This is a genomic window from Echinicola soli (assembly GCF_006575665.1).
GTDB lineage: Bacteria > Bacteroidota > Bacteroidia > Cytophagales > Cyclobacteriaceae > Echinicola > Echinicola soli.
In genome coordinates this window covers 1,053,649-1,078,503 of record NZ_CP041253.1, presented here as the reverse complement: position 1 = coordinate 1,078,503, position 24,855 = coordinate 1,053,649, and the positions used below count along the sequence as shown (strand labels likewise).

The following is a 24,855-nucleotide window of genomic DNA, read 5'->3' as shown; positions in this document are numbered from 1 at the left end:
TTCTAGTTTACTTAATACAATGGAAATTGAACCATCCAATCGTTGACTTCCTGCTTGATCTCAGCAAGGGCAGCCTCGTCTTCATGGTTCATTAATGTCCTGTCGATCAAGTCCACGATCTTGGTCATGTCTTGCTCTTTCAGGCCACGAGAGGTAATGGCGGCGGTGCCCACTCGCATACCGGACGTCACAAATGGCGAACGGGTATCGAAAGGAACCATGTTTTTATTGATGGTGATGTCCACCTTGCCCAGGGTCTCTTCGGCGATTTTACCGGAAAGGTCCTTGTTGCGCAGGTCGATCAGCATCAGGTGATTGTCTGTGCCACCAGAAATCAGCTTATAACCTTTTTCCACGAAAGCCTCGGCCATCATGGAAGCATTTTTCTTCACTTGGAGGATGTACTCCATGTACTCGTCAGAAAGGGCTTCTTGGAAAGCCACAGCCTTGGCCGCAATGATGTGCTCCAAAGGACCACCCTGCATGCCGGGGAATACCGCAGAATCCAGCAATTGGGTCATTTTTCTCAGCTCTCCTTTGGGGTTTTTGATGCCAAAAGGATTTTCAAAATCATCCCTCATCATGATCAGCCCACCACGGGTGCCCCTGAGGGTCTTGTGCGTGGTCGTGGTCACGATATGGCAATGCTCCAAGGGATCATTCAAGAGACCCCGCGCTATCAATCCGGCAGGGTGTGAAATATCTGCCAACAGCAATGCGCCCACTTCATCGGCAATCTCCCTGAATCGGGCATAATCCCAATCACGGCTATAGGCAGAAGCACCACAGATGATCAGCTTGGGCTTTACTTCGCGAGCCTTTTCGGCCACTTTGTCCATATCGACGATACCGGTTTCTTCCTCGACTCCATAGAAGTGCGGCTTGTAATTCTTACCAGAGAAGTTTACCGGAGAGCCGTGTGTCAAGTGTCCACCATGGGAAAGGTCAAAACCAAGAATATGGTCACCAGGATTCAAACAGGCCAAAAATACAGCGGCATTGGCCTGTGCACCTGAGTGTGGCTGTACATTTGCCCAAGTAGCTCCAAAAAGCTCTTTCGCCCGGTCAATGGCTATCTGCTCGATGTCATCCACGACTTCACAACCTCCATAATAACGCTTCTTTGGAAGTCCCTCTGCATATTTGTTGGTCAGGACACTACCGGCAGCTTCCATCACCTGCTTGCTGGTGAAATTTTCAGAAGCAATTAACTCGATGCCTCTTTTTTGACGGTCTTCTTCTTTTTGGATAAGGTCAAATATTACCTGGTCTCTTTTCATGAGTATGATCTTGTTTTACAGTCTTTATTGGTCTGTGCTTTGGCCTTTCCCAATGGCAGTCGGGAATGATTCGCTTTCCACATCACTTGCACTGATCACTTCGGGAAAATCGAATGTATTTTTGGCTGCCCAAAATTAGTTCGAAACAATGTATTATCCAATTGATTGGGAAATTGCTTAGGCAAATAGCTTTTGAAAAATTTAATTGATCAAATGGTCTCCCCGGAACACCTTCCAATGTGGTGTACCTACGGCACATTATGAGAGGTTGATGTTCGAGGTTGTTACCAAACTTTCATGCGTACGGCATGATCCTCTGTAGGTGGATAAGGGGGTTCTATATGGATTATATTAACCTCAGTTCAATTTATGCAATTCGATAAAAAACGGTTATAACGTCATTGCCCCATGGGGTTGACTTTGGCACGAGCTTGTCTGTACCAAGCAAGTCTCTCTGCTCCAGGCAGGCCCTTTTGGGATAGATCGTGCGTTGGAACGGGCGCGGCAACCTAGACTGCCGCGGCTTCCTCCTCTCAAATCCCTGCTTGGTTCCGGGAAAGTATACAAGGCAGGGTTTTTTTTAACTGTTCCGCAGCTCAGCTGTCGGAACAACCGAGGGGATTATGTTTCCCATAGAGATATCTTAATTTTCCAATCTTTCAATTGGTCATTGAATCCATCGGAGCCTGTACATTCCGAGCGAAATGCCAACAAAGTACCGATTATTTAAAAGGCAGTTTGCTGACATCCACATTGCCTCCTGAAAACACCACACCTACCCGCTTGTTTTTAAAAAGGGCTTTATTGGCCAAAACAGCAGCAAGAGGAACAGCACTGCTGGGCTCAATGACGATCTTCATCCGCTCAAAGACCAGCCTCATCGCCGCAATGATCTCTTCATCAGAAACTGTAAGGATGTCTTCCACATGCGGTGATATAATGGTAAAGTTGCGCTGACCGAGGGAAGTGCGCAGCCCATCCGCAATGGTATCAGGATTTTCCATTGGAATGATGCGGTTGGCCTTTAGGCTGCGAAAGGCATCATCTGCTCCTTTGGGTTCAGCACCATAAACGGGTGTCTTACGTGATAGGTAGTGCGTGGTCAAGGCAGTCCCTGCCAATAGTCCTCCACCGCCCACCGGCGTGATGATCGCATCAAAGGGAATTCCTTCATCCCACATCTCCAGGGCACAGGTGGCTTGGCCTTCGATGACATCCATATAATCATAAGGAGGAATAAATGCTGCACCGGTTTCCTCCACCACTTTTTCCAGGGCAGCTTCGCGCGCCTTTAGCGTAGGTTCACATTCGATGATTTCTCCACCATAATGCTTTACCGCTGCTTTTTTGATGGCAGGAGCTGTGGATGGCATCACGATGTAGGCTTTGGTTCCTGTCTCCTTGGCCGCTCGTGCCAGTGCAGCTGCATGGTTACCACTGCTATGGGTAGCCACTCCATTTTGCTTTAATTCAGGAGGCAATTTCAAGATAGCGTTGGTCGCCCCTCTTGCTTTGAAGGCTCCTACTTTTTGGAAATTTTCACACTTGAAATAAATTTGGCAATCTGCTATGGTGTTGATTGCTTCGCAGGTCAAAATAGGAGTGTGATGAATATAGGCCATTATCCGCTGATAGGCCTGTTTGATATCAATAAGCTGTGGTATTCTATAGGTTTGCTGCATACTCATAAAGTTAACATTTTGAACCCAAAATGTGTATATTTCGCCAAATTATCCAAGATGAAAAAACCACTTGATTCACTAATAACCAACGATATTTACCCTCTTGTGGGGGTGAAATTAACTACTACAAACAGCATTTTGTTGGATTTTACTGCTAAAAACGAAGATTTGGCCACCTTGGATATTTCCAGCACACCATTATTTGACGACTATGTCTTTGGTCAGCTGAATGCGGCCAATAAGCGCTTTGGCATCGGCGGATACTTGGAGCCGAGGGCCATTTACCATCGGAGTGAGGTCTTTGGAAAAGATGAGGAGAAAAAAAGATCTATCCACTTGGGAGTGGACATTTGGGCAAAGGCCGGACAGCCTATCTATGCGCCTTTGGCAGGACGGGTACATAGCTTCCGAAACAACGAAGGCTATGGCAACTATGGTCCCACCATTATCCTAGAACATCAATGCGAAGATTTGCTCCTATTTTCCCTCTATGGCCATTTGACTAAAATAGATTTGGAAGGACTGGAAGTAGGCCAAGCCATCCACGCAGGACAGGAATTTGCCCACATCGGCCCATTTCCCGAAAATGGCGATTGGCCTCCACATCTTCATTTCCAGCTGATACTGGACTTAGAAAATCACTGGGGCGACTACCCAGGAGTATGTGCACCAAATGACCTGGATTTTTACCGGAACAATTGCCCTGACCCCGAACTGCTGTTGGATATGCAGGAAGGTATTCAATAAGAAGTGACCAGTATTTGGTCGTTTTCAACCTGTATTTAGCAGGGATGATGGTATATCCAACAGTGATGCTCTCTATAAGGGGCTAGGAAGTGGTAAGTCCCTTTGGTGCCTCAACTTTCCAGTTTCCAAACCTTAGTCGGCAAACTGGAGCTTCACCAAATTGGCGTAGAACCCGCCCTCCTGCATGGCCAGGTCATCATGGCTGCCTTCTTCCACGATTTCACCATCTTTCATGACATAGATCCGATCCACTTTGCGAATGGTGGCCAATCGGTGGGCAATGACAATCGTCGTACGGTTTTTCATCAATTCGTCCAATGCTTCCTGCACCAATGCCTCTGATTCAGCATCCAAGGAGGATGTGGCTTCATCGAGGATCAAGATGGACGGATTTTTCAGAATAGCCCGGGCAATGGCAATCCGCTGCCGCTGGCCACCAGAGAGCTTGATTCCCCGCTCCCCGACCAATGTATCCAGTCCTTCGGGAAATTTACCGATAAATTGCCAGGCATTGGCCTTTTTGGCAGCTTCGATGATTTCTTCTTCTGAGGCTGCTGGTTTGGCATAAGCAATGTTTTCACGGATACTTCCCCCAAATAGCAGTACTTCCTGAGGAACGATCCCGATATTGGAGCGGAGTTGCTTGAGATTCCAGTCTTTAATGGGTTTGCCATCTATGGTAATTTCACCAAAATTGATCGAGTAAAACTTCATGAGCAGCTGGATGATGGTGGATTTTCCTGCACCTGAGTGACCGGCCAAAGCAATCTTTTCGCCGGACTTGATCGAGAAGTTGACATGCTTGAGGACATCTGCATCTGGCCTGGTGGGATAGTTAAAGCTGACATCATTGAAGGCGACGTCACCCTTGACAGCCACTTTCTGATAGTCAGCCATGGATTCCTCCGGACTTTCGTCCAAAATCTCCAATACTCGCTCAGACGAACCGATGGCTTTTTGCACTTGCCCGTAAATATCACCCAATCCTGCAATCGAACCTCCAATAAAGGTGGTGTACAGCACAAACGACACCAAATCGCCAATGCTCATCGCGCCGGTGCTTACCATCATGGCACCGTACCACATGACAGCGACGATCCCGCCAAACAAGGCAAAGATGATAAAGGAAATAAAGGCACCTCTAAAGCCTGCCGCTTTCAGCGCTACTTTGATCACTTTGTTCAGCCCTTTTTCGTAGCGAGCTGCTTCATAGGATTCGCCGGCAAAGGACTTCACAGTACTGATGGATTGTAATGTTTCTTCTACAATGACATTGGCAGAGGCCAGTTCATCTTGGGTTTCCTTGGAGAGTTTTCGGATAAATTTACCAAAGACCATGGCAATGATCACCAAAACGGGGAAAGTTGCCAGCATAAACAGTGTCAACCGTGGAGTGGTCACAAAGAGGAAAACGGTACCTGCCAGTAAAGTGATGATCTGCCTGAAGAGCTCCGCCAATGTAACGGAAAACGTATCTTGTAGCAAGCTGACATCAGAAGTAATCCTACTGATCAGTTCGCCTGTGCGGCGCCTGTCAAAGAAACTCATCGGCAGGTGGACCAATCTGCTATAAAGCGAAAGCCGGATATCTCGCATGGACCGCTCACTTACCAAGGCAAATAACCAAACCCTGAAAAATGAAAACACACTCTGTACGAATAGGATTCCGATAAGGACCAAGGCGATGGTGTTGATATCTGAGAACATCCATTCCTTTCCTTGGGCTACATCGATAAGCTTCCCGGCGACATACGGAAAGGCCAACAGTGTAAGGCTCGAAAACAGCAGGAAGATCAACCCTACCGTGAAAACCCCCTTGTACGGCAAAACAAAATTAAAAATTCCAATTAGCTTACTGAGATTTTTCTTGTTCAGCTTCCTCTTTTCGTGTTCTTCCAGTGTTTTTTTCTTTTTTGCCATATCGGGTGGGCTACTTGTACATTTGCGGCTACAAATGTACATGATTTGGTTTATAAATGATAACGTTCGCTATATCAATAGAAAATGCGGAACCAGTCGGTAAATGCTATATTTAGCTACGGTCTATTTTCTTTTTCGGATGAGCAGTGCGCCAATTCTTTTGAAGATTTTTTTCTCCTTCTCCCAGAAAAAAGAAAACTGACCAAAGAGAAAGCCATAGAACAGCAGCATGATCTGGTAAAGGGGCAAAACTAGCAGCAAGTATATCACTGTCTTCCAAAAGCCTCCTGAGGACATATCCACTCCCAATAGATCAAAAATCGGTTGCTTGATATAAAGCACCGTAAATCCCGTGCAGGCAAAAGCCAACAGCACCAACAGGACCTGCCAGATGCTTTTGAGTTGCCATTTTTGTTGGAGTCTTTTTAAGAAACCTTCTTCATTCATGATGGGTTCACTTCATTTGGACAGGTAAATTATCCGGAAATTTAATATTGAATAACAAGATCAAATGATCAATATACAAATTATATTGATTCTACTTTGTCAAATTAAGAAAGTGCATTTTAGAGATCCCTCATGCCTCGGGACAAACGTTATGTCATCTCGCCATGGTGAAGGGATCTCTATAATGCAGGATTAATCTATCCTGAAAATCGGATACCGCATGTGCTCCTTTTCTTTCCAAGGAGAATGCTCATACACCCATCTCAATTGGGCAGAACCGTCCTGTGCGAAGGCAGGATCCGCAGCCTTCTTCTTTTCCAGCTCTTCCTTCAAGCCAGGATTTTGCGCAAGATAGTCTGCTGCCAAATCTTCAAACACGTAGGCTGAATAGCCTTCCTTGGACTGAAGGATGGTGTCGAAGTAATTCCAAGCAAAGTAGCTATCCTCTCCTTGCGGTTCCAGCACTTCCATGATGAAGTCGTTGGAGGACTGGTCCATGGGCACGAGCCAGTCACCGGCACGTAAGCTAACCTCTTGGGAGGTCTTTCTTACGTGAATGCTGGAGTGGAGATAATGCCCTTCGTAAGGGCTTTGCAGTGTTTCGAAGTCTGTGATGTAGTATGCTGTTACATTCATGGTCGTGTCTGCCTTGACCGCCTTCAGTTGGACCTGGTTTCGCTGCAGGTTCTCGATCACCTTTTGCCAACCTTGGGGAATAACGTAATAGTTTGGCTTTTTGATGGTGAGCGAAGGCAAATAGGTATCATAGAAATCCACGTCTGCCTCAAAAGGCTTGTTGCGATCATACAAAAGCCTTGACTTACCTGAGATTTCACTGGGCTTATGGTTTGATTCGTAGCCCAGGAAATCGATTTTGACTGGATTTTCCTTTACCAACTGGTAGTTAAAGTCGAAGTTTTCTTGATTTCTAGTGGCCCCCCTATCCGCTCGCACGACTTTGACAATCTCCTTTTTGTCCCGCTCAAAAATCGTGGTGTAGGACTGGAAGAGCTTGTACATACTTTCTACCCGTTGTCGGTACGTTTTGAGCATGTGGGCTTCCGGTACATAACTGATTGTATGAAAAAGGGATGCATAACCGCTGGAGTAGCGTGGCGAGTCCTTAAACTGCGACCAGCCATTTTCCGGCACATCCCCCCAAACATTCACATAAGGCACCAGCGGGGAACCGCGCTCTTTCATCTGGCTGAAAAGCCCGGGCGTGAGTTTTTCGTACATGTACTTTCCAGCCGCTCCGCCAAGCATATTGTGCTGTGTTTCGATGAGGGTCATGACGTGCTGGTAATCCGCGCCATTGCTGGTGTGCGTGTCGATAAATACATGCGGCTGCAGCCACTGGAAGATTTCCTGAAAACTCTCTGAATTCTTGGTATCCGTCTTGATAAAATCCCTGTTCAAGTCATAGTTACGGGCATTGCCTCGGAAGCCATGGGCTTTGGGGCCTTCTTGGTTTACCCGTGTGGTCGAATTCCTGTTGAGATGTCCGCCGATATTGTAAATGGGAATTATCGCGAGGACCATGTCTTCATCCCAATTTTGTTTTCCCTGTAGAATATCCCGAAGGTACATCATGGATGCATCGATGCCAACTGGCTCTCCTGGATGGATGCCATTGTTCACAAAAACCACCAAACGCTCTTCAGACCGCCAGCTTTCAGGGTCAAAACTTCCTTTTTTATCCAGTAGGATCAAGTGCAGGGGCTTGCCGCTGTCCGTTCCGCCCATGGTTTTGAGCTGGACCTCAGAAAAATCTTCAGCCAATTTTTCGTAATAAGCAATCACATCGGCGTATTCCGGGGTTTCTGTCCCACCCGATGTCTCAAACAACGTGGTGTACTGCTGCTGTCCAAAGGCCGTAAAAACAAATCCAGCCAACGTCAGTACAAGTATGATTTTTTTCATAACGGTTGATTTACATAATATCGATATCCCAGCAAGGTAATCAAAGAATGCTTTATGAGAAAAGACACTTTTATAAGCGCAGGGAAATTTTTTGTAAAGTAGGGCTCCATTGAATTTAACTTTTTAAAGGGGCTTTACCCATCGGGGTGTTTCAACGCTATTAAGTCAATTACCTCAGTTCGCAACAGATAGGTTAAGGCATGTTGCGGGTTAAACCGAAATTTGGCTTATACCTACGTCAAATGTGATTTTTAACCCTTCCCCTATCGGGAGCCAAAGGCTGAAAGTCTTTCCTGATCTTAACCCAAGGCATAGCCCCAAACGCATTCCCCTACCGCAGGCTGAATGCCTCGCTCACCACATCCCATTCTAAAAGGGCCTGCCTTTGGCTCCAGACAGGCTCGCAATGAATGGAAAACGTCATGCGAGGGGAACGAAGCAATCTCTTGCCTGAAAACAAGATTTCAGCGTCGCATGCTCCCTGCCTATGGCCTATACAGACAGGTCTGTTTGGCACCAGACAGGCTCGGTATGACGGATTGACATCGATTTCATTTAAAGGGAGAAAAGCCATTTTAATGATCCATGCGATCCTGATTTTCTGAGGCTACCTCCTGCAAAGCACTATTCACCAAATCATATTCAAAACCCCTGCTGATCAAAAATCGGTGGATTTTGGCTTTTTTCTTGAAGGAGTCGCTTTCTTGGGTGGCTTCCCATTTTTTTCCAGCAAGCTGCAACAGCTCCTTCCAATAATCATCCGGGTCAATTTCCCGCATTCCAAGTTTAATGCAGTTTGCCGACAGCCGATGCTGCTTCAAACCCTGCTCAATCTTCAGCCGCCCCCACTTTTTAAGGTGAAATTTTCCCCTGACGTAGGCTTCTGCAAACCGTTCCTCATTGAGGAAATTCTCTGTAATCATCACCGAAATCAATTCCTCCACCTCATCTTGATACAGGCCATAGGTGTAAAGTTTGTCCCTGACTTCCTGCTGGCTCCGCTCTTGGTAGGCACAAAATGCCGCAATCTTCACCTTAGCTTGACCAGGGGTAAGGTTTTTTTTCTGAGGCTCTTGGGAATAATCTTTTCTTGGGAAGGACATTTTATGTAATTTTAGCAGCGAAACATCTTCAAGGGGCCAAAATCACCCTTGGAGTCTTTTCTCATTCAAATATATCAAACCTAACCTAAATTATCATGCGCAAGAAAATCGTCGCCGGTAACTGGAAAATGAACGGAACGCAGGAAGAAGGCCAAAAGCTGACTTCTGAGATTGTCAATATGGTCAAAGACGAAAGGATCAGTGATGTCACTGTGGTCTTGAATCCTCCTTTTGTCCACGCTTCCAATGTGAAAAAACTGATCGGTGGAGTAGATAACATCTTCCTGGGCGGACAAAACTGCTCTGATAAAGCATCCGGTGCTTACACTGGTGAAACTTCTGCCAGCATCCTGGCATCTTTTGGTGCCACTTACGTGATCATTGGCCATAGTGAGCGTAGAGAATATTTTGCAGAGTCCAATGCGCAACTTACCGAAAAGGTAAAACTGGCCTTGGAAAACGGCCTTACTCCTATTTTCTGCTGTGGTGAGCCACTTGAAATCAGAGAGGCTGGCACGCATGAAGAATATGTAAAAGATCAATTAACAGAAAGCCTTTTTGGCCTGAGCGAGGCGGATTTTGCCAAAATCGTGATTGCTTATGAACCCATTTGGGCTATCGGTACTGGTAAAACGGCTTCTTCTGACCAAGCGCAGGAAATGCACGCAGCCATCAGAACGCACTTGGCCAGTAAATATGGGAAGGTCGCTGACGGCACCAGCATCCTTTATGGAGGGAGCTGTAAGCCGGACAATGCACCTGAGATTTTCTCCAAACCAGATGTGGATGGTGGATTGATCGGTGGCGCTTCGCTAAAATCCAGGGACTTTGTAGACATCATCAAGTCCTTCTAAGACAAATAGAGGCTGTTTTATAAGTCAAATTGACTGTCATTCTCACGAAAGGAAGAATCTCAAATATGCATTTCACTAGAATTATAGGAATGTGAGATTTCTTCTATCGTCCAAGTGACAATTTATGAGACAGCCTCTTAATTGTAGCATTACACCACAAACTTTTCTATAAACGATGGAATACCTCGAGTTTAAAATTTCCTGTTCACAAGAATTTTCGGAGATCCTCATGGCAGAATTAAGTGAGATCGGCTTTGACTCTTTTTTGGAAACAGACAATGGTGTAGACGCTTATATCCAGGAAGATCTTTTTGATCGGGAGACGTTTCAGGAAGTAATTGGCCGCTATCAGGAATTGGCCAGTATTTCACTCATCGAAGGTAAAATGCCCAAGGTCAATTGGAATGAGGAATGGGAAAAACACTATGATCCCATATCCATCGGCAATGAGGTATATGTCAGGGCATCCTTTCACGCCCCGAGAGAAGATGTCAAACACGATATTCTGATCAATCCCAAAATGTCCTTTGGCACGGGACACCATGCCACCACTTACCTGATGCTTTCCCACCAGCTGGAAGTGCCGCATGAAGGAAAAAGCATGATTGACATTGGCTCGGGAACGGGGATATTGGCCATCATGGCCCATAAACTGGGCGCCACTCACATTGAGGCTTTTGACATCGACAATTGGTGTGTGGAAAATGGCAACGAAAATTTCGCTCTTAACGACATGGGCCAAGTAAAGATGGGGCACGGCACCATCCACGAAGTCAACCCCAAAGGGCCTTTTGACATCGTCATGGCCAATATCAACAAAAATGTGCTCTTGGATGAAATGGAAGTATACGTTTCATTGATGAAACCAGAGGCAAAACTTTTTCTGAGCGGTTTTTATGAGCACGACATCCCTGATCTCCAATACAAGGCTGAATCCCTTGGCCTACACCTCAAAGGGCAAAAAGTGAAAGACAACTGGGCTGCTATTGTTTTTGAAAAAAAATAGGACGTTCTGCCCAAGATAGTTTGTCTTCGGTAATCAGTATTCTTCAACTAGGCTGAGGGTAACAAATTAACCTTTACTATTATCTCCATTTAAAGGTTTAAAATACCGGCACTATTTATTATTATATTTCCTGTGATAGGACTCTAAGATATGTCCCAATTTCTTCTTATTATAGTTTATCATACTTAGATCACTAAGAAGTGATACCGGAGAATCGCTATCATGCAGCATAATATTTAACCGAAATAAACTATTTTTTCCAATCACTTCGTAGAAAAAAACAAATTGGATGTCAGACCACTTGTACATTTTATTATCAGTGAGTATTCCTGTCTTGGTGATTTTAAATAGTAATTTTTTAGAAAACGCTTTTATTAGGAGGTATAAGCCAATAATTAATAAAATAATGGGCCCAATGAAGGCGGAAAGATCTTTGTTGGTTTTAAAATCGGTTTCAAGGATCATTTTAAACACTAGTAGTGAGATAAGAACGAAAATAAAACCTAGTAAACTGTTTTTTAGGGTGCTAGGTTTTACTTCTATTTCTTGCGAAAGATCCACATAATAGTTTTTTTGAAGTATTGCTGGAACGTAAAAACCGTTAGAAAGGGTGAAAAGGCTTTTTTCATTTTTATCCATGATGTATAGCCCTGCTTTTTTGTTAATTCTATTCATTTCCATCATTTGGACAATGTCGCTTTGATCCGTAGGGTCATCATATCGACTATAAATCCTATAAAACACATCCAAAATATTTTCTTTCTTTTTATAAATATACCTTAGCATCAATAGTGCTGATAAATTTCTAAAAAAGATTAAGGTGCTTAGCAAATAGTTTGGCGGTTCAGGCACTTTAGGGGGATAATAATAGTAGGTATAAGTACCGATAATTTGAAGATCGGTGAGATACATTACCGATATAATAATTAGTGCAAAAAGAAATAGTAGGTTCTCTCTGTAAAACTTTAAAACCTTATTCATGACAACAACTTGTAAGAGGAGCACATAAATTTAAAAGAAATTTCTTGAACTCGTTAATACATCATCCTTGATATCACTTACCATTTTACTTTCTCCCGTCTTCGGTTAATACACCTTACACTGGTCATCGGTCACTGGAGATCCAGACTAATACGTACCAAATACCACATACTTGATACATTACACCAAATTTCAGATAGTCATAAGAGAAAATGTAGCGAAGCATTATATATAACTATGGGAACGTTTAGTAATTTAGACCTTGAAATTAGGGGTTAACAAAAAACACCATGGCAAATAAAACAGTTTCTCTTGTGCTTTCCAGTGGCGGTGCCCGTGGATTGGCACATATTGGGGTCATTGAGGCACTGGAGGAGCGTGGCTATAAAATTAATGCCATCGCCGGGTGCTCCATGGGAGCGCTGATCGGGGGGATTTATGCCCGTGGGAAGTTAAATGCCTACAAAGAGTGGATCTGTAATTTGGACCGTATTGATGTGTTTTCGTTGATGGACTTTACCATTTCCACCAGGGGTTTTATCAAGGGAAATAAAGTTTTCCAAGCGGTGGAATCATTGGTAGGCGATGGGTTGATCGAAAACCTGCCGATACCCTTTTCCTGCAATGCAGTGAACATTTCTTCTGGTGAAGAAACGACTTTTGCCAGCGGCAGCCTATTTCAGGCCATCAGGGCTTCTGCTGCCATTCCCACGGTCTTCAAGCCCTTTGTTATCGGACAGGAGGAATTTGTGGACGGTGCCCTGCTCAATCCTATTCCGGTTGATTTGGCCAAGGATTTTGAAAGCGACCTGCTGATCGCTTCCGATGTCAATGCGCCCATTGCTTGCCTCGTCCGTGAGCATCAGGCACAAAAGGACGGAAAACCACTGATCACCGTTCCACAATGGGTCACGGAATATCGCACTAAAATGAGCAAATTCTTTCCACAAGAGCGAAAAGAAAAGCCCAAGAGTCCCAGTTTCCTGGATTTGATGAACCTCTCCTTTGAGATGATGCAGGATAGGCTATCGGACTATATTCTGCAGGCACACACCGTAGATGCCGTGGTGCAGATGTCCAGAAGGCAGTGTGGTACCTTTGAGTTCTACCGTGCCAGGGAAATAATCGAAGTGGGAAAAGACCTTACCCATGCCACTTTAAAGCAACTCAATCCATGAACATTGCTGAACTGAATAAATTACTGGGCAATATTGACATTTACCTGCTGGACCAAATACTGAAGGGGCGATTTACGAAAGACATGCGGATTCTCGATGCCGGCTGCGGTGAAGGAAGAAATTTAATTTACTTTCTACATGAGGGCTTTCAGGTCTTCGGTGTGGACCTAAATCCAACGGCCATCCAAATGGCAAGGATCTATGCCAAAACCATTGACCGTGAATATGATCCGTTGAGATTACAAGTGGCTCCTGTGGAGGACATACCTTTTCATCAGGGGGCTTTTCAGGCTGTGATCAGCTCGGCTGTTTTGCATTTTGCCAGGGATACCGCCCACTTTTATGCAATGTTTGATGAGATGATGCGTGTTTTGGCGCCCGGTGGCAAGTTGTTCTTGCGGATGACCACTGGGTTTGGGGGAATGGAGACCGCCAGTGAAAAAGTCGGAGAGGGTATGTTCAGGTTGCTGGACGGGTCTACCCGCTTTTTACTTACCGAAGAATTGATGAAACAAGTCATGATAAAATACAGGCTAAGGTATGTGGAACCACCTAAATCCGTGTTGGTTCATGACCTTCGTGCGATGGGAGTTTTTGTGATGGAGAAAGGTGAGTGATGCATTATTTTCCAAGTCCAACTCTTCGTTTTTATTCCTTAGATGTCCCAAAGGATTATCAACAATGTTTCTCTTCTCAAGGTCGAGTCCCCTGCCTCCGCCTTGGTGGATCGACCTCCCCGTATCAAATTGTTTCTATTAACACAAATAATTAAAGCATTATGGATTTACAGTTTATTTTCGAATTGGTCGGTACGTACTTCTTTGCGGTGTCAGGGGCACTGGCAGTGCATGACCGGGAGCACGATGTGTTTGGAGCAGGGTTTACGGGCTTTATTACGGCCATTGGAGGTGGCACCTTACGGGATGTGCTATTGAACAGTTATCCATTAGTGTGGATAGATGATGTCCGTTATCTCTACGCTATCTTTGCTGGTATTCTTACGGCCATTTTATTTTTTAAAATTATGTCCAAGCTCAGGAAAACACTGTTTTTGTTTGATACTTTGGGGATCGCTTTGTTTTCTGTACTGGGTGCCGAAAAGGCCCTTAGCTTAGGAGTAAGGCCAGAAATTGCGGCAATGATGGGCATGTTTTCAGCGGTAATGGGCGGTGTCATCAGGGACATGCTGTGCAATGCCACACCCATTTTGCTTAAGAAGGAGGTTTATGCCACCGCATGTCTAAGTGGAGCGATATTGGTCATTGTCCTCCAGAATATTGGGGTAGAGCGCAATATCAACTTGATCCTGTCATTTCTTTTGGTAGTGACCATCCGATTGATCGCCGTTCGTTTCAAACTGAGCCTACCACAACTGGATTGGAAGAAGTGAGCTAGTCTTTCAGCCTTCGAGCCTTAGTGGCGAAAAATATAGCCACGAAGTCACGAAGTTTTTAGGAATAAGGGGCTAGGTGTACTGCTAATCCCAACCAACCCCCTTTGTGTCTTCGGGTCTTAGTGGCGAAAAATATAGCCACGAAGTCACCAAGTCACGAAGTTTTTGGGAATAAGGGGCTAGGTGTACTGCTAATCCCAACCAACCCCCTTTGTGCCTTCGGGTCTTAGTGGCGAAAAATATAGCCACGAAGTCACCAAGTCACGAAGTTTTTAGGAATAAGGGGCTAGGTGTACTGCTAATCCCAACCAACCCTCTTTGTGTCTTCGAGCCTTAGTGGCGAAAAATATAGCCACGAAGTCACCAAGTCACGAAGTTTTTTTGGAATAAGGGGCTAGGTGTACTGCTAATCCCAACCAACCCCCTTTGTGTCTTCGGGTCTTAGTGGCGAAAAATATAGCCACGAAGTCACCAAGTCACGAAGTTTTTTTGGAATAAGGGGCTAGGTGTACTGCTAATCCCAACCAACCCTCTTTGTGTCTTCGAGCCTTAGTGGCGAAAAATATAGCCACGAAGTCACCAAGTCACGAAGTTTTTTTGGAATAAGGGGCTAGGTGTACTGCTAATCCCAACCAACCCTCTTTGTGTCTTCGAGCCTTAGTGGCGAAAAATATAGCCACGAAGTCACCAAGTCACGAAGTTTTTGGGAATAAGGGGCTAGGTGTACTGCTAATCCCAACCAACCCCCTTTGTGCCTTCGGGTCTTAGTGGCGAAAAATATAGCCACGAAGTCACCAAGTCACGAAGTTTTTAGGAATAAGGGGCTAGGTGTACTGCTAATCCCAACCAACCCCCTTTGTGCCTTCGGGTCTTAGTGGCGAAAAATATAGCCACGAAGTCACGAAGTTTTTTTTGGAATAAGGGGCTAGGTGTACTGCTAATCCCAACCAACCCTCTTTGTGTCTTCGAGCCTTAGTGGCTAAAAATATAGCCACGAAGTCACCAAGTCACGAAGTTTTTAGGAATAAGGGGCTAGGTGTACTGCTAATCCCAACCAACCCCCTTTGTGCCTTCGGGTATTAGTGGCAGAAAAACAAAAGTTACGAAGTCATCAAATATTGTGATAGTTGCTATTAATAATTTTCAGTATAATTGATTATGAAATATTCAGAATTAACAGATGAAGAAGAAAGAATAGGAAGAGCTGTCGTCAATGCAGCATTTAAAGTTCATTCGGAACTTGGACCGGGCTTGCTTGAAAAAATATATGAAGCCTGTATGGCACATGAACTTCGAAAAGATGGCTTTGATGTAAAAAGACAAGTAAGTATTCCAATCTATTATGAAAATATTAGGTTTGATGAAGGATTAAGGCTGGATTTACTTGTAAATGAAATAGTAATCGTAGAACTCAAAGCAGTGGAAGAAGTCAATACAGTCTGGGAGGCTCAAATTATAAGTCATCTAAAATTAACAAAACTTAATTTGGGATATCTAATAAATTTTAATGTTCCTATCATTAAAAATGGGATAAGAAGGTTTAGAGCATGAGAGATTGGAATTGCTATCAAGAGTCACCAAGTGCACAGCATATTCCTACCAACCCCCTTTGTGCCTTCGGGTCTTAGTGGCGAAAAATATAGCCACGAAGTCACCAAGTCACGAAGTTTTTTTGGAATAAGGGGCTAGGTGTACTGCTAATCCCAACCAACCCCCTTTGTGTCTTCGGGTCTTAGTGGTGGAAGAAAGTAAGCCACGAAGTCACCAAGTCACGAAGTTTTTTTGGAATAAGGGGCTAGGTGTACTGCTAATCCCAACCAACCCTCTTTGTGTCTTCGAGCCTTAGTGGCGAAAAATATAGCCACGAAGTCACCAAGTCACGAAGTTTTTAGGAATAAGGGGCTAGGTGTACTGCTAATCCCAACCACCCCCCTTTGTGTCTTCGGGTCTTAGTGGTGGAAGAAAGTAAGCCACGAAATCACCAAGTCACGAAGTTTTTTTGGAATAAGGGGCTAGGTGTACTGCTAATCCCAACCAACCCCCTTTGTGTCTTCGAGCCTTAGTGGCGAAAAATATAGCCACGAAGTCACCAAGTCACGAAGTTTTTAGGAATAAGGGGCTAGGTGTACTGCTAATCCCAACCAACCCTCTTTGTGTCTTCGGGTATTAGTGGCGAAAAATATAGCCACGAAGTCACCAAGTTTTTTTGGGAATAAGGGGCTAGGTGTACTGCTAATCCCAACCAACCCCCTTTGTGTCTTCGGGTCTTAGTGGCGAAAAATATAGCCACGAAGTCACCAAGTTTTTTTGGGAATAAGGGGCTAGGTGTACTGCTAATCCCAACCAACCCCCTTTGTGTCTTCGGGTCTTAGTGGCGAAAAATATAGTTACGAAGTCACCAAGCTTCTGTAGAAAATCCTATCTGGCCAATACCATGGAAATCACTTAAGAAAAGTGTAATTTTGATCATTCGAACGTTCAATCTAAAATCCCAAATATGGCATCAAAAGACTATATCCAGCAAAACCAGGATAAATTCATTGAAGAACTTTTGGAACTACTCCGCATTCCTTCCGTGAGTGCGGACCCCAAATTCAAAGAAGACGTACTTAAAGCCGCAGAATATGTTAAAGAAAGCCTGACGCACGCAGGCGCGGATAAAGTAGAAATCTGCCCTACCCCGGGCTATCCAGTGGTATATGGAGAGAAGATCATCGATCCGACTTTGCCCACGGTCTTGGTGTACGGCCACTATGATGTACAGCCTGCCGATCCGTATGAATTGTGGGATTCTGCACCCTTTGAGCCAGTGATCAAAAAGACCGATCTACATCCCGAGGGAGCGATCTTCGCCCGTGGTTCTGCCGATGACAAAGGCCAGTTCTTCATGCATGTGAAGGCATTTGAGGCCATGATGGCCGAGGGTGAGCTGACCTGCAATGTGAAGTTTATGATCGAAGGTGAGGAGGAAGTTGGTTCTGATAATTTGGCCAATTTCATCAAGGAAAATAAAGAAAAGCTACAATCTGATGTGGTCCTGATTTCGGATACCAGCATGCTTTCGCTGGAGACGCCTTCCGTGACCGTAGGTCTTCGTGGATTGGCCTATATGCAAGTGGAAGTCACCGGCCCAAACCGCGATCTGCACAGTGGTACCTACGGCGGTGCCGTGGCCAACCCGATCAATATCCTCTGTAAAATGATTGCGCAGCTTCAGGATGAAGACCGGAGGATTACCGTTCCTGGATTTTACGACAAAGTGGAGGAGCTTTCAGCAGCGTACCGCAAAAAACTGAACGAAGCGCCTTTCGACCTGAACGATTATAAACGGAAACTTGATATCAAAGAAGTAGAAGGTGAGGCTGGCTTTACCACCCTGGAGCGTACCGGAATCCGCCCGACCTTGGATGTCAATGGCATCTGGGGAGGATATATCGGTGAAGGTGCCAAAACCGTCCTTCCATCTAAAGCCTATGCAAAGATTTCTATGCGACTGGTACCGCACCAAAATCACCACGAAATCTCTGAGCTCTTCCAGAGGCACTTTGAATCCCTCGCACCGGAGTCGGTAAAGGTAAAAGTGACACCTCACCATGGCGGAAAACCGGCCGTAGTGCCTACTTCATCGGTCGGCTATAAAGCCGCAGAAGAGGCCATCACTGAGGTGTTTGGGAAAAAGGCCATCCCTACCAGAGAAGGAGGCTCCGTGCCGATCACGTCACTCTTCCAGGAAGAACTGAAGCTGGATCCCATATTATTGGGCTTTGGATTGGACACAGACGCCATCCACTCTCCCAACGAGCATTATGGGGTCAAAAACTATCTTTTGGGGATTGAAACAATAGCAGCCTTCTTTAAATATTTTAGGAAACTGTCAGAAAAATAAAACCTTAATTGACTTTTTCCAGTAAACCACAAGAAGTAAGCACTTGATTTTGGGGCTTTGCCCTAAAACTTCCAGTTGATTAGCACAAGTTTTTGTGGTTTACTTATTTTATATGAAACCCTTAATGCGTCAAGGTAGTTTTAACGTTAGTTATGAAGAGTCTAAAAAAATCCCTCCCATTAGTATTCCTGTTTTGCCTTACCAGTATTGCTTCGTTTGCGCAGCTGATAGAACCTCCAAAGTGGCAAATGACCCTTTCGGAGCAGACACCCTTTGTGGATGATGAGATCGAACTTATTTTTAAGGCTGACATTCCCCGGGATTGGTACATTTATTCCAACGATTTTGATCCGGACCTTGGCCCCATGCTGACGGAGCTTAGCCTGGAAGGGTCTGAAGGCATTGAGCCTATTGGGAAACTCAAACCTATCGATCCAAAACGGAAAATCGATGAAATCTGGGACGGAGAAGTAAGCTACTTTACAGGCACTGCTGAATTCAGACAGAAAGTCAAGATCACCAAGACCGCCGTGAAGATCATAGGAGTGATGAGCTACCAAATGTGTTCGGATGTGACAGGCCAATGCGTGCCTTACGAGGAGGATTTTTCCCAGGCTGTCAATGCTTCCATCAAGAAGGAAGCTGCTCAAGAAACTCAAAATGCACAAGGAGGTGGAGAAGAGGTTGCTGATGAATCACCCTTGCCTCAGCAGGAGACTACCGCAAACATAGCTGAAGCACCCTCAGATGAATCAGACGAAAGCCAAAAGATTGCCGCTAAATCCTCCACCAAAAAAGTAGGCACCAAAGTACCAGAGGTCAACCTCGACCCAGAAGGCAAGCAGGGAGATGCCACTTCCATGTGGCCATTTGTAATTGCCGCTTTTTTGGGAGGATTGGCCGCACTGCTCACCCCATGTGTCTTCCCGATGATCCCAATGACGGTGACGTTCTTTACAGGGAGGAGTAAAAGCAAGACACAGGGGATCAGAAATGCCATTATCTATGGGCTAAGCATCATTGTCATTTATACGTTGGCGGGCACCATCGTGGCAGCTGTCCAGGGGCCAGAGTTTGCCAATTGGCTCTCGACGCATTGGGCGCCCAATATCTTTTTCTTCTTGGTATTTATCTTCTTTGCCCTGGCTTTTCTGGGCTTGTTTGAGATCACCTTGCCCAGTGGATTGGTCAATAAAATGGATGCAAAAGCAGACAAAGGAGGACTTACAGGCGTGTTTTTTATGGCATTCACCCTGGTATTGGTTTCCTTTTCATGTACGGGCCCGATAGTGGGATCGATATTGATCGAATCTGCAGGTGGAGAAATCCTAAAACCTATCCTGGGCATGTTGGCCTTTTCGTTGGCCTTTGCCATTCCTTTTACCCTTTTTGCAATCTTTCCCGAATGGCTCAATGGCCTGCCCAAGTCGGGAGGATGGTTAAATTCCGTGAAAGTGGTGCTGGGATTTTTGGAGCTGGCGCTGGCATTCAAATTCCTGAGCGTGGCCGATCAGGTGTACCATTGGGGGCTGCTGGACCGCGACATTTACATCGCGATTTGGATCGTGATTTTTGCGCTGATGGGTTTATACCTGCTCGGCAAAATCCGTTTGCCGCATGATTCCCCCATGGAAAAGCTGAGTGTTCCTCGGCTGCTATTGGCGACGGTTACCTTCATCTTTGTGGTGTATTTGGTGCCAGGTTTGTTTGGTGCTCCGCTCAAGTCCCTGAGTGGCTACCTGCCACCGATCCACACACATGATTTTAACATCGAAAAGCTGATCCGTGAAAACCGTGGAGGAGGAACCACGGTCCAAAGCGAAATGACAGAAGTACCCAAGCATGGGGATTTGCTGCATTGGCCACACGGACTACAAGGGTATTTTGACTATGACCAAGCGCTAAGCGTTGCCAAAAAGGAAAACAAACCGCTTTTTATCGACTTTACAGGCCATGGCTGTGTCAACTGCCGAGAGATGGAAGCCAAAGTCTGGTCGCAACCAGAAGTGCTCCAGCGGTTGAAGAATGATTTTGTGCTGGTGGCCCTTTATGTGGACGAGCGGACAGAGCTGCCTGAAGAAGAATGGTACACCTCTGCCTATGATGACAAAGTGAAGAAAACTATCGGCAAGCAAAATGCGGACTTCCAGATCACCCGGTTCAACAATAACGCACAACCGTATTATGTGATCCTGGATCATGACGAAAACCCTTTGGTCAAGCCAAAGGCCTATGACACCAATCCCCAAAATTTCGTGGAGTTTCTGGACAAGGCCAAGGCAGCGTTTGAGGAGTGAAAGTAAAACTGTTCATTGGACTCTTTTTTTGCTTTGCCTTTTTTGGGTGAAAGAACGAAGAAGACAGGTTTATTTTCTTCTTACATAATCGATTCTTAGGAATACATCAATTATTAAACCATGCCCATCCCGAGTATGGCCGCACAGCATCCCGGGAGGTTTGAGAAAAGTATTTCCTCCGGAAACAGTATTCCCAATGATTTGGATTATAAAAAGTCCCTGATTCCTGTTATGACCGCTGAAGAATACTTAAAAAGCATTCGCAGTAAATAAAGCGAAGAGGGTTCCGCTATCCAATAACCACATTAACAGTGATTACGTCCTGATTACAAAGCCACTACCAATAGCGTCAAGCCCGCAATAATTATCCACAATATACTCGCCTGACCAAGTACCCGCAGTCCACCTGCAAACAACAGTTTTCTGGAAAGCCCACAGCCGATAAGGAAGATGGAAAGACACAGGGCCATATGCGCCAAGCGGTCTATAAAGGGAGCGATCAGTTTTACGAAAGGCAAATAGCTGTTGGCCAAAACAGCCAAGATAAACAGTCCAATGAAATAGGGAACCTTGATTTTACCTTTTCCTTGTCCAAAAGCAACGGCTGATAAGAAGGCCACAGGAATGATCCAGAGTGCCCGGGCCAACTTTACGGTCGTGGCGATTTTAAGGGCTTCATTCCCGTATTGGCTGGCGGCTCCCACTACTGAGCTAGTGTCGTGGATCGCGATGGCACACCATGTACCAAACTGCTCAGCACTTAACCCCAGGAATTTTCCGAGCGGTGGAAACAGGAACAATGCCATGGAATTCAGGACAAAGACAGCGCCCAAGGCCATGGAAGTCTGATGCTGCCGTGCCTTGATGGCCGGAGATACAGCTGCGATGGCACTGCCACCGCATATGGCTGTCCCTACCGCTACCAAAAAGGAGGTCTTTTGCTCTATTTTGAGAAATTTCCCTAAAATCAACCCCAGTACCAACGTACAGGCAATTGCGATGATGGTCATCGAAAAACCCTCCTTGCTGGCATAGAAGGCCTGTTCTGCTCCGATACCAAAGCCCAAGCCGACTACGGCAAATTGTAGCAGGTAGTCAGTAGCCTTCGATCCTGTTTTGGTGTATGGATGCCCCAGGAGATTCGCAAAAAGCAATCCCATGGACAAGGCTATCGGAGCCGTCATGCCAGGCAAGAGGCAACCCATCGCAGTCAACCAAAAGAGAATTTCTCGAATGGTCAGCCCGCGATCCAGCAGATATTGGATGCTTCTACATTTTAAGAAAAGGGTCTTTGCTTTTTCCATGTCCATAACTTCTGTTTTGCACCATACAAAAATGCAAAAACAAAGAGGTCAAAGGAAATCGTTTTTAGCAATGATCGATTACCTCAAGTTATGACGTTGGGCAAATTTCATAAAGAGATCGGCGATACCTTCTTTGGTGCCATGGGGCTGGATAAAAAGAAACGACCGTTCTATGTTCAGGTTATTGACCTCGATTACATTGAATTTTTTGCTGTGGAGCTCATCCAAAACGGTAAAAACTGAAAGGAAGGCCATGGCATTGGAGTTCATAAGGTAGCCTTTGATACTTTCAGTACTTCCGAGCTGCATCTCTTTTTTGAGCTGGCCCAGCTTTAGCCCCAATGGCTTCAGTGCATGGGCGATCACTTCCAAGGTGCCAGATCCTGGTTCTCTGAGCAGCAGCGGCACTTCCAATAGTTCTTGGGTATCGATGGACTCCTTCTTGGCCAACGGGTGATCTGCCCGGGCGATAAGTAGAATCTCGTCCTTGGTAAACTCCGTGTATTTAAACTGGGACTGCTTGGTCTGGCCCTCGATGATCCCCAAATCGATTTCCCCATTCTCCAGGGATTTACCAATTTGCTCTGTATTGTGTGTGCTAAGACTAAGCCTGATATCATGGAATTTTTCATGAAATGCAGCCAAAATAGGCGGCAATACATATTGGGCAATGGTAGTGCTGGCACCTATGCGCAGCTCACCACGATGGTCCTTGGTAAAGTGATTAAGCTCAAACTCCAGATCACGATAGATCGTAAAAATTTGCTCTGCATGCTCAAAGAGTGTTTTTCCTGCGGGCGTAAGGGAGATTTTGCTTCCCTGCCGGTCGAAAAGCTTCACCTGATAGTGGGATTCGATCTGTCTGATGTGCTTGGTGACGGCAGGTTGGGAGATATAGAGTTCTTCGGCAGCTTTGGTAAAGTTCAAGCGCCTGGCTACCGTATGAAAAACCTGAAGTCTGAAATCAAACATGGCACGGTGATTAATCATTTGGACTTGACAGGAGGGGCTGTCTCTATAGGGTAATCGGGATAAACTGACGTAAATGAGAATGCTCCCCCAATTGGTTTAAAAGCATCACTCTTGGGATTAGCTTTGTTATAAATCCTTGCGCAATATATGCATATTATTCAAAAAGATGGGCACGGAGTCAATCTGCAGGAAGTTTTATATGGTATTCCCGGCCACTTTTTACAGTAAGTTTGGGTGTTCTCAGCCATGGATTATAAATTTTCAGCTGTTTATAGTTAGTGCCATTTTTTATTGCCCAATCGGCCAGGTCCTTTTCGGTGTTTTTGATGACCAGGGTCTTCGTTGCCGGCATATGGTAATAATCCTTCTCTGTGAGATGGAAACCATATTTTTTGGGATGCTCAAAAATCTCCTTAAAAGCCAATATCCTGAACATGTATCGGCCTGTTTCTTCATTTAGCAATAGTTCATAATAGTCGGGTTGCTGCTGGTCGTTCATTCTTCGCCTCAGTCCAGCTTGGCCGATGTTATAACTGGCAGCCACACTGGTCCATTTGCCAAACTTGGCATAGGATTGTTGGAGGTATTTGCAGGCAGCGTGCGTGGCTTTTTCAAAATCGTAGCGTTCATCCACTTCCCGGGTTACCTCTAGGCCATAGTCTTTGGCGGTGCCATCCAGAAATTGCCAAAATCCACGGGCACCAGCTGGAGAGACCACGTTTTGAAGGCCCGATTCGATCATGGCCACGTATTTAAAATCGTCAGGAATATTATAATCGGCAAGGATCTTTTCGATGGTGGGGAGGTACTTGGCCGACCGCTTCATCATGAGGAGCATATTGGATTCCCAGAAGGCATTCACATATATTTCGCGTTCAAATCGCTCCTTGATATCCATTTTGTCCAAGGGCACCCGTTCACCGGCAAACTCCACCTTTTTAGGAAGGTCAAAGAGTTTTACCTGTAGGTTTTGTTCATCTTCGCTTGATGAAGTGTTACTCCGGAAGAAATTATCAGATTGATCTGGCGACGCAGGTTCCCTTTCATCGGACCTTGGTCCAGCTTGGTTACGAATGATCATAACAAAAAGTACGGCTACTAGGCCGTACAAGATAAATGCATGAATATTTTTCAAAACTAGAAATTTGGAGAGAGTAAATATTTGTTGTAAAACTCATCGATGGCCTCCACGGCCTCGGTGGCAGTGTCCACTACCGAAAACAGTTCCATGTCCTCTGGACTGATGTTAATGTGTCGCTCTAGCATAATGGTTTTGATCCAGTCGATCAATCCTTCCCAAAATTCCTTGCCTACGAGGATAATGGGGAATTTCCCTGTTTTCTTGGTCTGCACCAACGTTAATGCTTCAAAGAGCTCATCCATCGTGCCAAACCCTCCCGGTAAAACGATGAATCCCTGGGCATATTTTACAAACATCACCTTTCGGACAAAGAAATAATCAAAAGTGATCAATTTGTCCTGATCAATGTACATGTTATTAAACTGTTCGAAAGGCAGGTGAATATTAAGCCCTACGGATTTTCCTTTTTCAGAGTGGGCTCCCTTATTGCCCGCTTCCATGATTCCAGGGCCTCCACCAGTGATGACACCATAGCCATGCCTTACCAGTTTGGCAGCGATCTCTTCGGCTATTTTATAGTATTTATTGTCCTGGGGAGTTCGGGCTGAACCAAAAATGGATACACAAGGACCTATCTTCGCCAGCTTTTCAAAGCCCTCTACGAACTCCGACATTACCTTGAAGATCACCCAAGAGTTGGCACTTTTGATCTCGCTCCAGTCTTTTTCTTTAAAAGCTTTACGGATTCTTTCTTCTTCCAAGTTGATTTTTTCTGATTCTTCGCTCATAACTTTTTGACTG

At 45.2% G+C, this 24,855-nt stretch carries 21 protein-coding genes; 10 read left to right on the top strand and 11 right to left on the bottom strand.

The window, feature by feature from the left end:
• Positions 1–11: 11 nt before the first annotated feature.
• Positions 12–1,280 carry a serine hydroxymethyltransferase gene (locus FKX85_RS04450; protein ID WP_141613585.1) on the bottom strand — a complete coding sequence of 423 codons (1,269 nt, stop codon included), beginning with the start codon at positions 1,278–1,280 and terminating at the stop codon, positions 12–14.
• Positions 1,281–2,002: 722 nt separating this feature from the next.
• Positions 2,003–2,962, bottom strand: coding sequence for a pyridoxal-phosphate dependent enzyme (locus tag FKX85_RS04445; RefSeq protein WP_141613584.1), 960 nt, complete (start codon positions 2,960–2,962; stop codon positions 2,003–2,005).
• 57 nt (positions 2,963–3,019) lie between these two features.
• Between FKX85_RS04445 and FKX85_RS04440 the strand changes: the two genes are divergently transcribed.
• Positions 3,020–3,709, top strand: a complete 690-nt coding sequence (locus FKX85_RS04440) for a peptidoglycan DD-metalloendopeptidase family protein (RefSeq protein ID WP_141613583.1) — start codon at positions 3,020–3,022, stop codon at positions 3,707–3,709.
• A gap of 132 nt (positions 3,710–3,841) precedes the next feature.
• Here FKX85_RS04440 and FKX85_RS04435 read toward each other — a convergent pair whose 3' ends face one another.
• The 4 genes from FKX85_RS04435 to FKX85_RS04420 all read right to left on the bottom strand — a co-directional run bounded on the left by FKX85_RS04435 (position 3,842) and on the right by FKX85_RS04420 (position 9,102).
• Entirely contained in the window at positions 3,842–5,629 is a 1,788-nt protein-coding gene (locus FKX85_RS04435) for an ABC transporter ATP-binding protein (protein WP_141613582.1), read from the bottom strand.
• Positions 5,630–5,752: 123 nt separating this feature from the next.
• Positions 5,753–6,076, bottom strand: coding sequence for a DUF6787 family protein (locus FKX85_RS04430; RefSeq protein WP_141613581.1), 324 nt, complete (start codon positions 6,074–6,076; stop codon positions 5,753–5,755).
• Between the two features lie 192 nt (positions 6,077–6,268).
• A complete protein-coding gene (locus FKX85_RS04425) occupies positions 6,269–7,999 on the bottom strand; it encodes a M14 family metallopeptidase (RefSeq protein WP_141613580.1) in 1,731 nt (576 codons plus the stop codon).
• A 575-nt stretch (positions 8,000–8,574) separates the two neighbouring features.
• Entirely contained in the window at positions 8,575–9,102 is a 528-nt protein-coding gene (locus tag FKX85_RS04420) for a regulatory protein RecX (RefSeq protein ID WP_141613579.1), read from the bottom strand.
• A gap of 95 nt (positions 9,103–9,197) precedes the next feature.
• Between FKX85_RS04420 and tpiA the strand changes: the two genes are divergently transcribed.
• The gene (tpiA, locus tag FKX85_RS04415; protein WP_141613578.1) at positions 9,198–9,956 is read left to right on the top strand and encodes a triose-phosphate isomerase; all 759 of its coding nucleotides are present in this window, start codon (positions 9,198–9,200) and stop codon (positions 9,954–9,956) included.
• 175 nt (positions 9,957–10,131) lie between these two features.
• Positions 10,132–10,962 carry a 50S ribosomal protein L11 methyltransferase gene (gene prmA / locus FKX85_RS04410; RefSeq protein WP_141613577.1) on the top strand — a complete coding sequence of 277 codons (831 nt, stop codon included), beginning with the start codon at positions 10,132–10,134 and terminating at the stop codon, positions 10,960–10,962.
• A 111-nt stretch (positions 10,963–11,073) separates the two neighbouring features.
• Here prmA and FKX85_RS04405 read toward each other — a convergent pair whose 3' ends face one another.
• A complete protein-coding gene (locus FKX85_RS04405; protein ID WP_141613576.1) occupies positions 11,074–11,943 on the bottom strand; it encodes a hypothetical protein in 870 nt (289 codons plus the stop codon).
• 290 nt (positions 11,944–12,233) lie between these two features.
• On the opposite strand from FKX85_RS04405, the gene FKX85_RS04400 reads away from it, so the two are divergent.
• The 7 genes from FKX85_RS04400 (at position 12,234) to FKX85_RS21385 (ending at position 20,970) form a co-directional block, all read left to right on the top strand.
• The gene (locus FKX85_RS04400; protein ID WP_141613575.1) at positions 12,234–13,121 is read left to right on the top strand and encodes a patatin-like phospholipase family protein; all 888 of its coding nucleotides are present in this window, start codon (positions 12,234–12,236) and stop codon (positions 13,119–13,121) included.
• Positions 13,118–13,738 carry a class I SAM-dependent methyltransferase gene (locus tag FKX85_RS04395; protein WP_141613574.1) on the top strand — a complete coding sequence of 207 codons (621 nt, stop codon included), beginning with the start codon at positions 13,118–13,120 and terminating at the stop codon, positions 13,736–13,738. Before FKX85_RS04400 ends, FKX85_RS04395 begins: the two co-directional genes overlap by 4 nt.
• Positions 13,739–13,899: 161 nt before the next feature.
• Positions 13,900–14,511, top strand: a complete 612-nt coding sequence (locus tag FKX85_RS04390; RefSeq protein ID WP_141613573.1) for a trimeric intracellular cation channel family protein — start codon at positions 13,900–13,902, stop codon at positions 14,509–14,511.
• Between the two features lie 1,161 nt (positions 14,512–15,672).
• The gene (locus tag FKX85_RS04385; RefSeq protein WP_141613572.1) at positions 15,673–16,065 is read left to right on the top strand and encodes a GxxExxY protein; all 393 of its coding nucleotides are present in this window, start codon (positions 15,673–15,675) and stop codon (positions 16,063–16,065) included.
• Between the two features lie 946 nt (positions 16,066–17,011).
• Complete coding sequence (locus tag FKX85_RS04380; RefSeq protein WP_141613571.1) at positions 17,012–18,400, top strand: dipeptidase; 1,389 nt, start codon at positions 17,012–17,014, stop codon at positions 18,398–18,400.
• Between the two features lie 152 nt (positions 18,401–18,552).
• On the top strand, positions 18,553–20,697 hold the full coding sequence (locus tag FKX85_RS04375) for a protein-disulfide reductase DsbD family protein (RefSeq protein ID WP_141613570.1): 2,145 nt from the start codon (positions 18,553–18,555) through the stop codon (positions 20,695–20,697).
• Between the two features lie 120 nt (positions 20,698–20,817).
• Positions 20,818–20,970: a hypothetical protein gene (locus FKX85_RS21385; protein ID WP_168196212.1), complete on the top strand. Its 153-nt coding sequence runs from the start codon at positions 20,818–20,820 to the stop codon at positions 20,968–20,970.
• Between the two features lie 53 nt (positions 20,971–21,023).
• On the opposite strand, the gene FKX85_RS04370 is transcribed toward FKX85_RS21385, so the two are convergent.
• From FKX85_RS04370 to FKX85_RS04355, 4 genes are all read right to left on the bottom strand, one after another.
• Complete coding sequence (locus FKX85_RS04370; protein WP_229239762.1) at positions 21,024–22,001, bottom strand: YeiH family protein; 978 nt, start codon at positions 21,999–22,001, stop codon at positions 21,024–21,026.
• Between the two features lie 78 nt (positions 22,002–22,079).
• Complete coding sequence (locus tag FKX85_RS04365; protein WP_141613568.1) at positions 22,080–22,973, bottom strand: LysR family transcriptional regulator; 894 nt, start codon at positions 22,971–22,973, stop codon at positions 22,080–22,082.
• A 178-nt stretch (positions 22,974–23,151) separates the two neighbouring features.
• Positions 23,152–24,108, bottom strand: a complete 957-nt coding sequence (locus FKX85_RS04360) for a lytic transglycosylase domain-containing protein (protein ID WP_229239761.1) — start codon at positions 24,106–24,108, stop codon at positions 23,152–23,154.
• A 2-nt stretch (positions 24,109–24,110) separates the two neighbouring features.
• Complete coding sequence (locus tag FKX85_RS04355) at positions 24,111–24,842, bottom strand: LOG family protein (RefSeq protein WP_141613567.1); 732 nt, start codon at positions 24,840–24,842, stop codon at positions 24,111–24,113.
• Positions 24,843–24,855 lie beyond the last annotated feature (13 nt).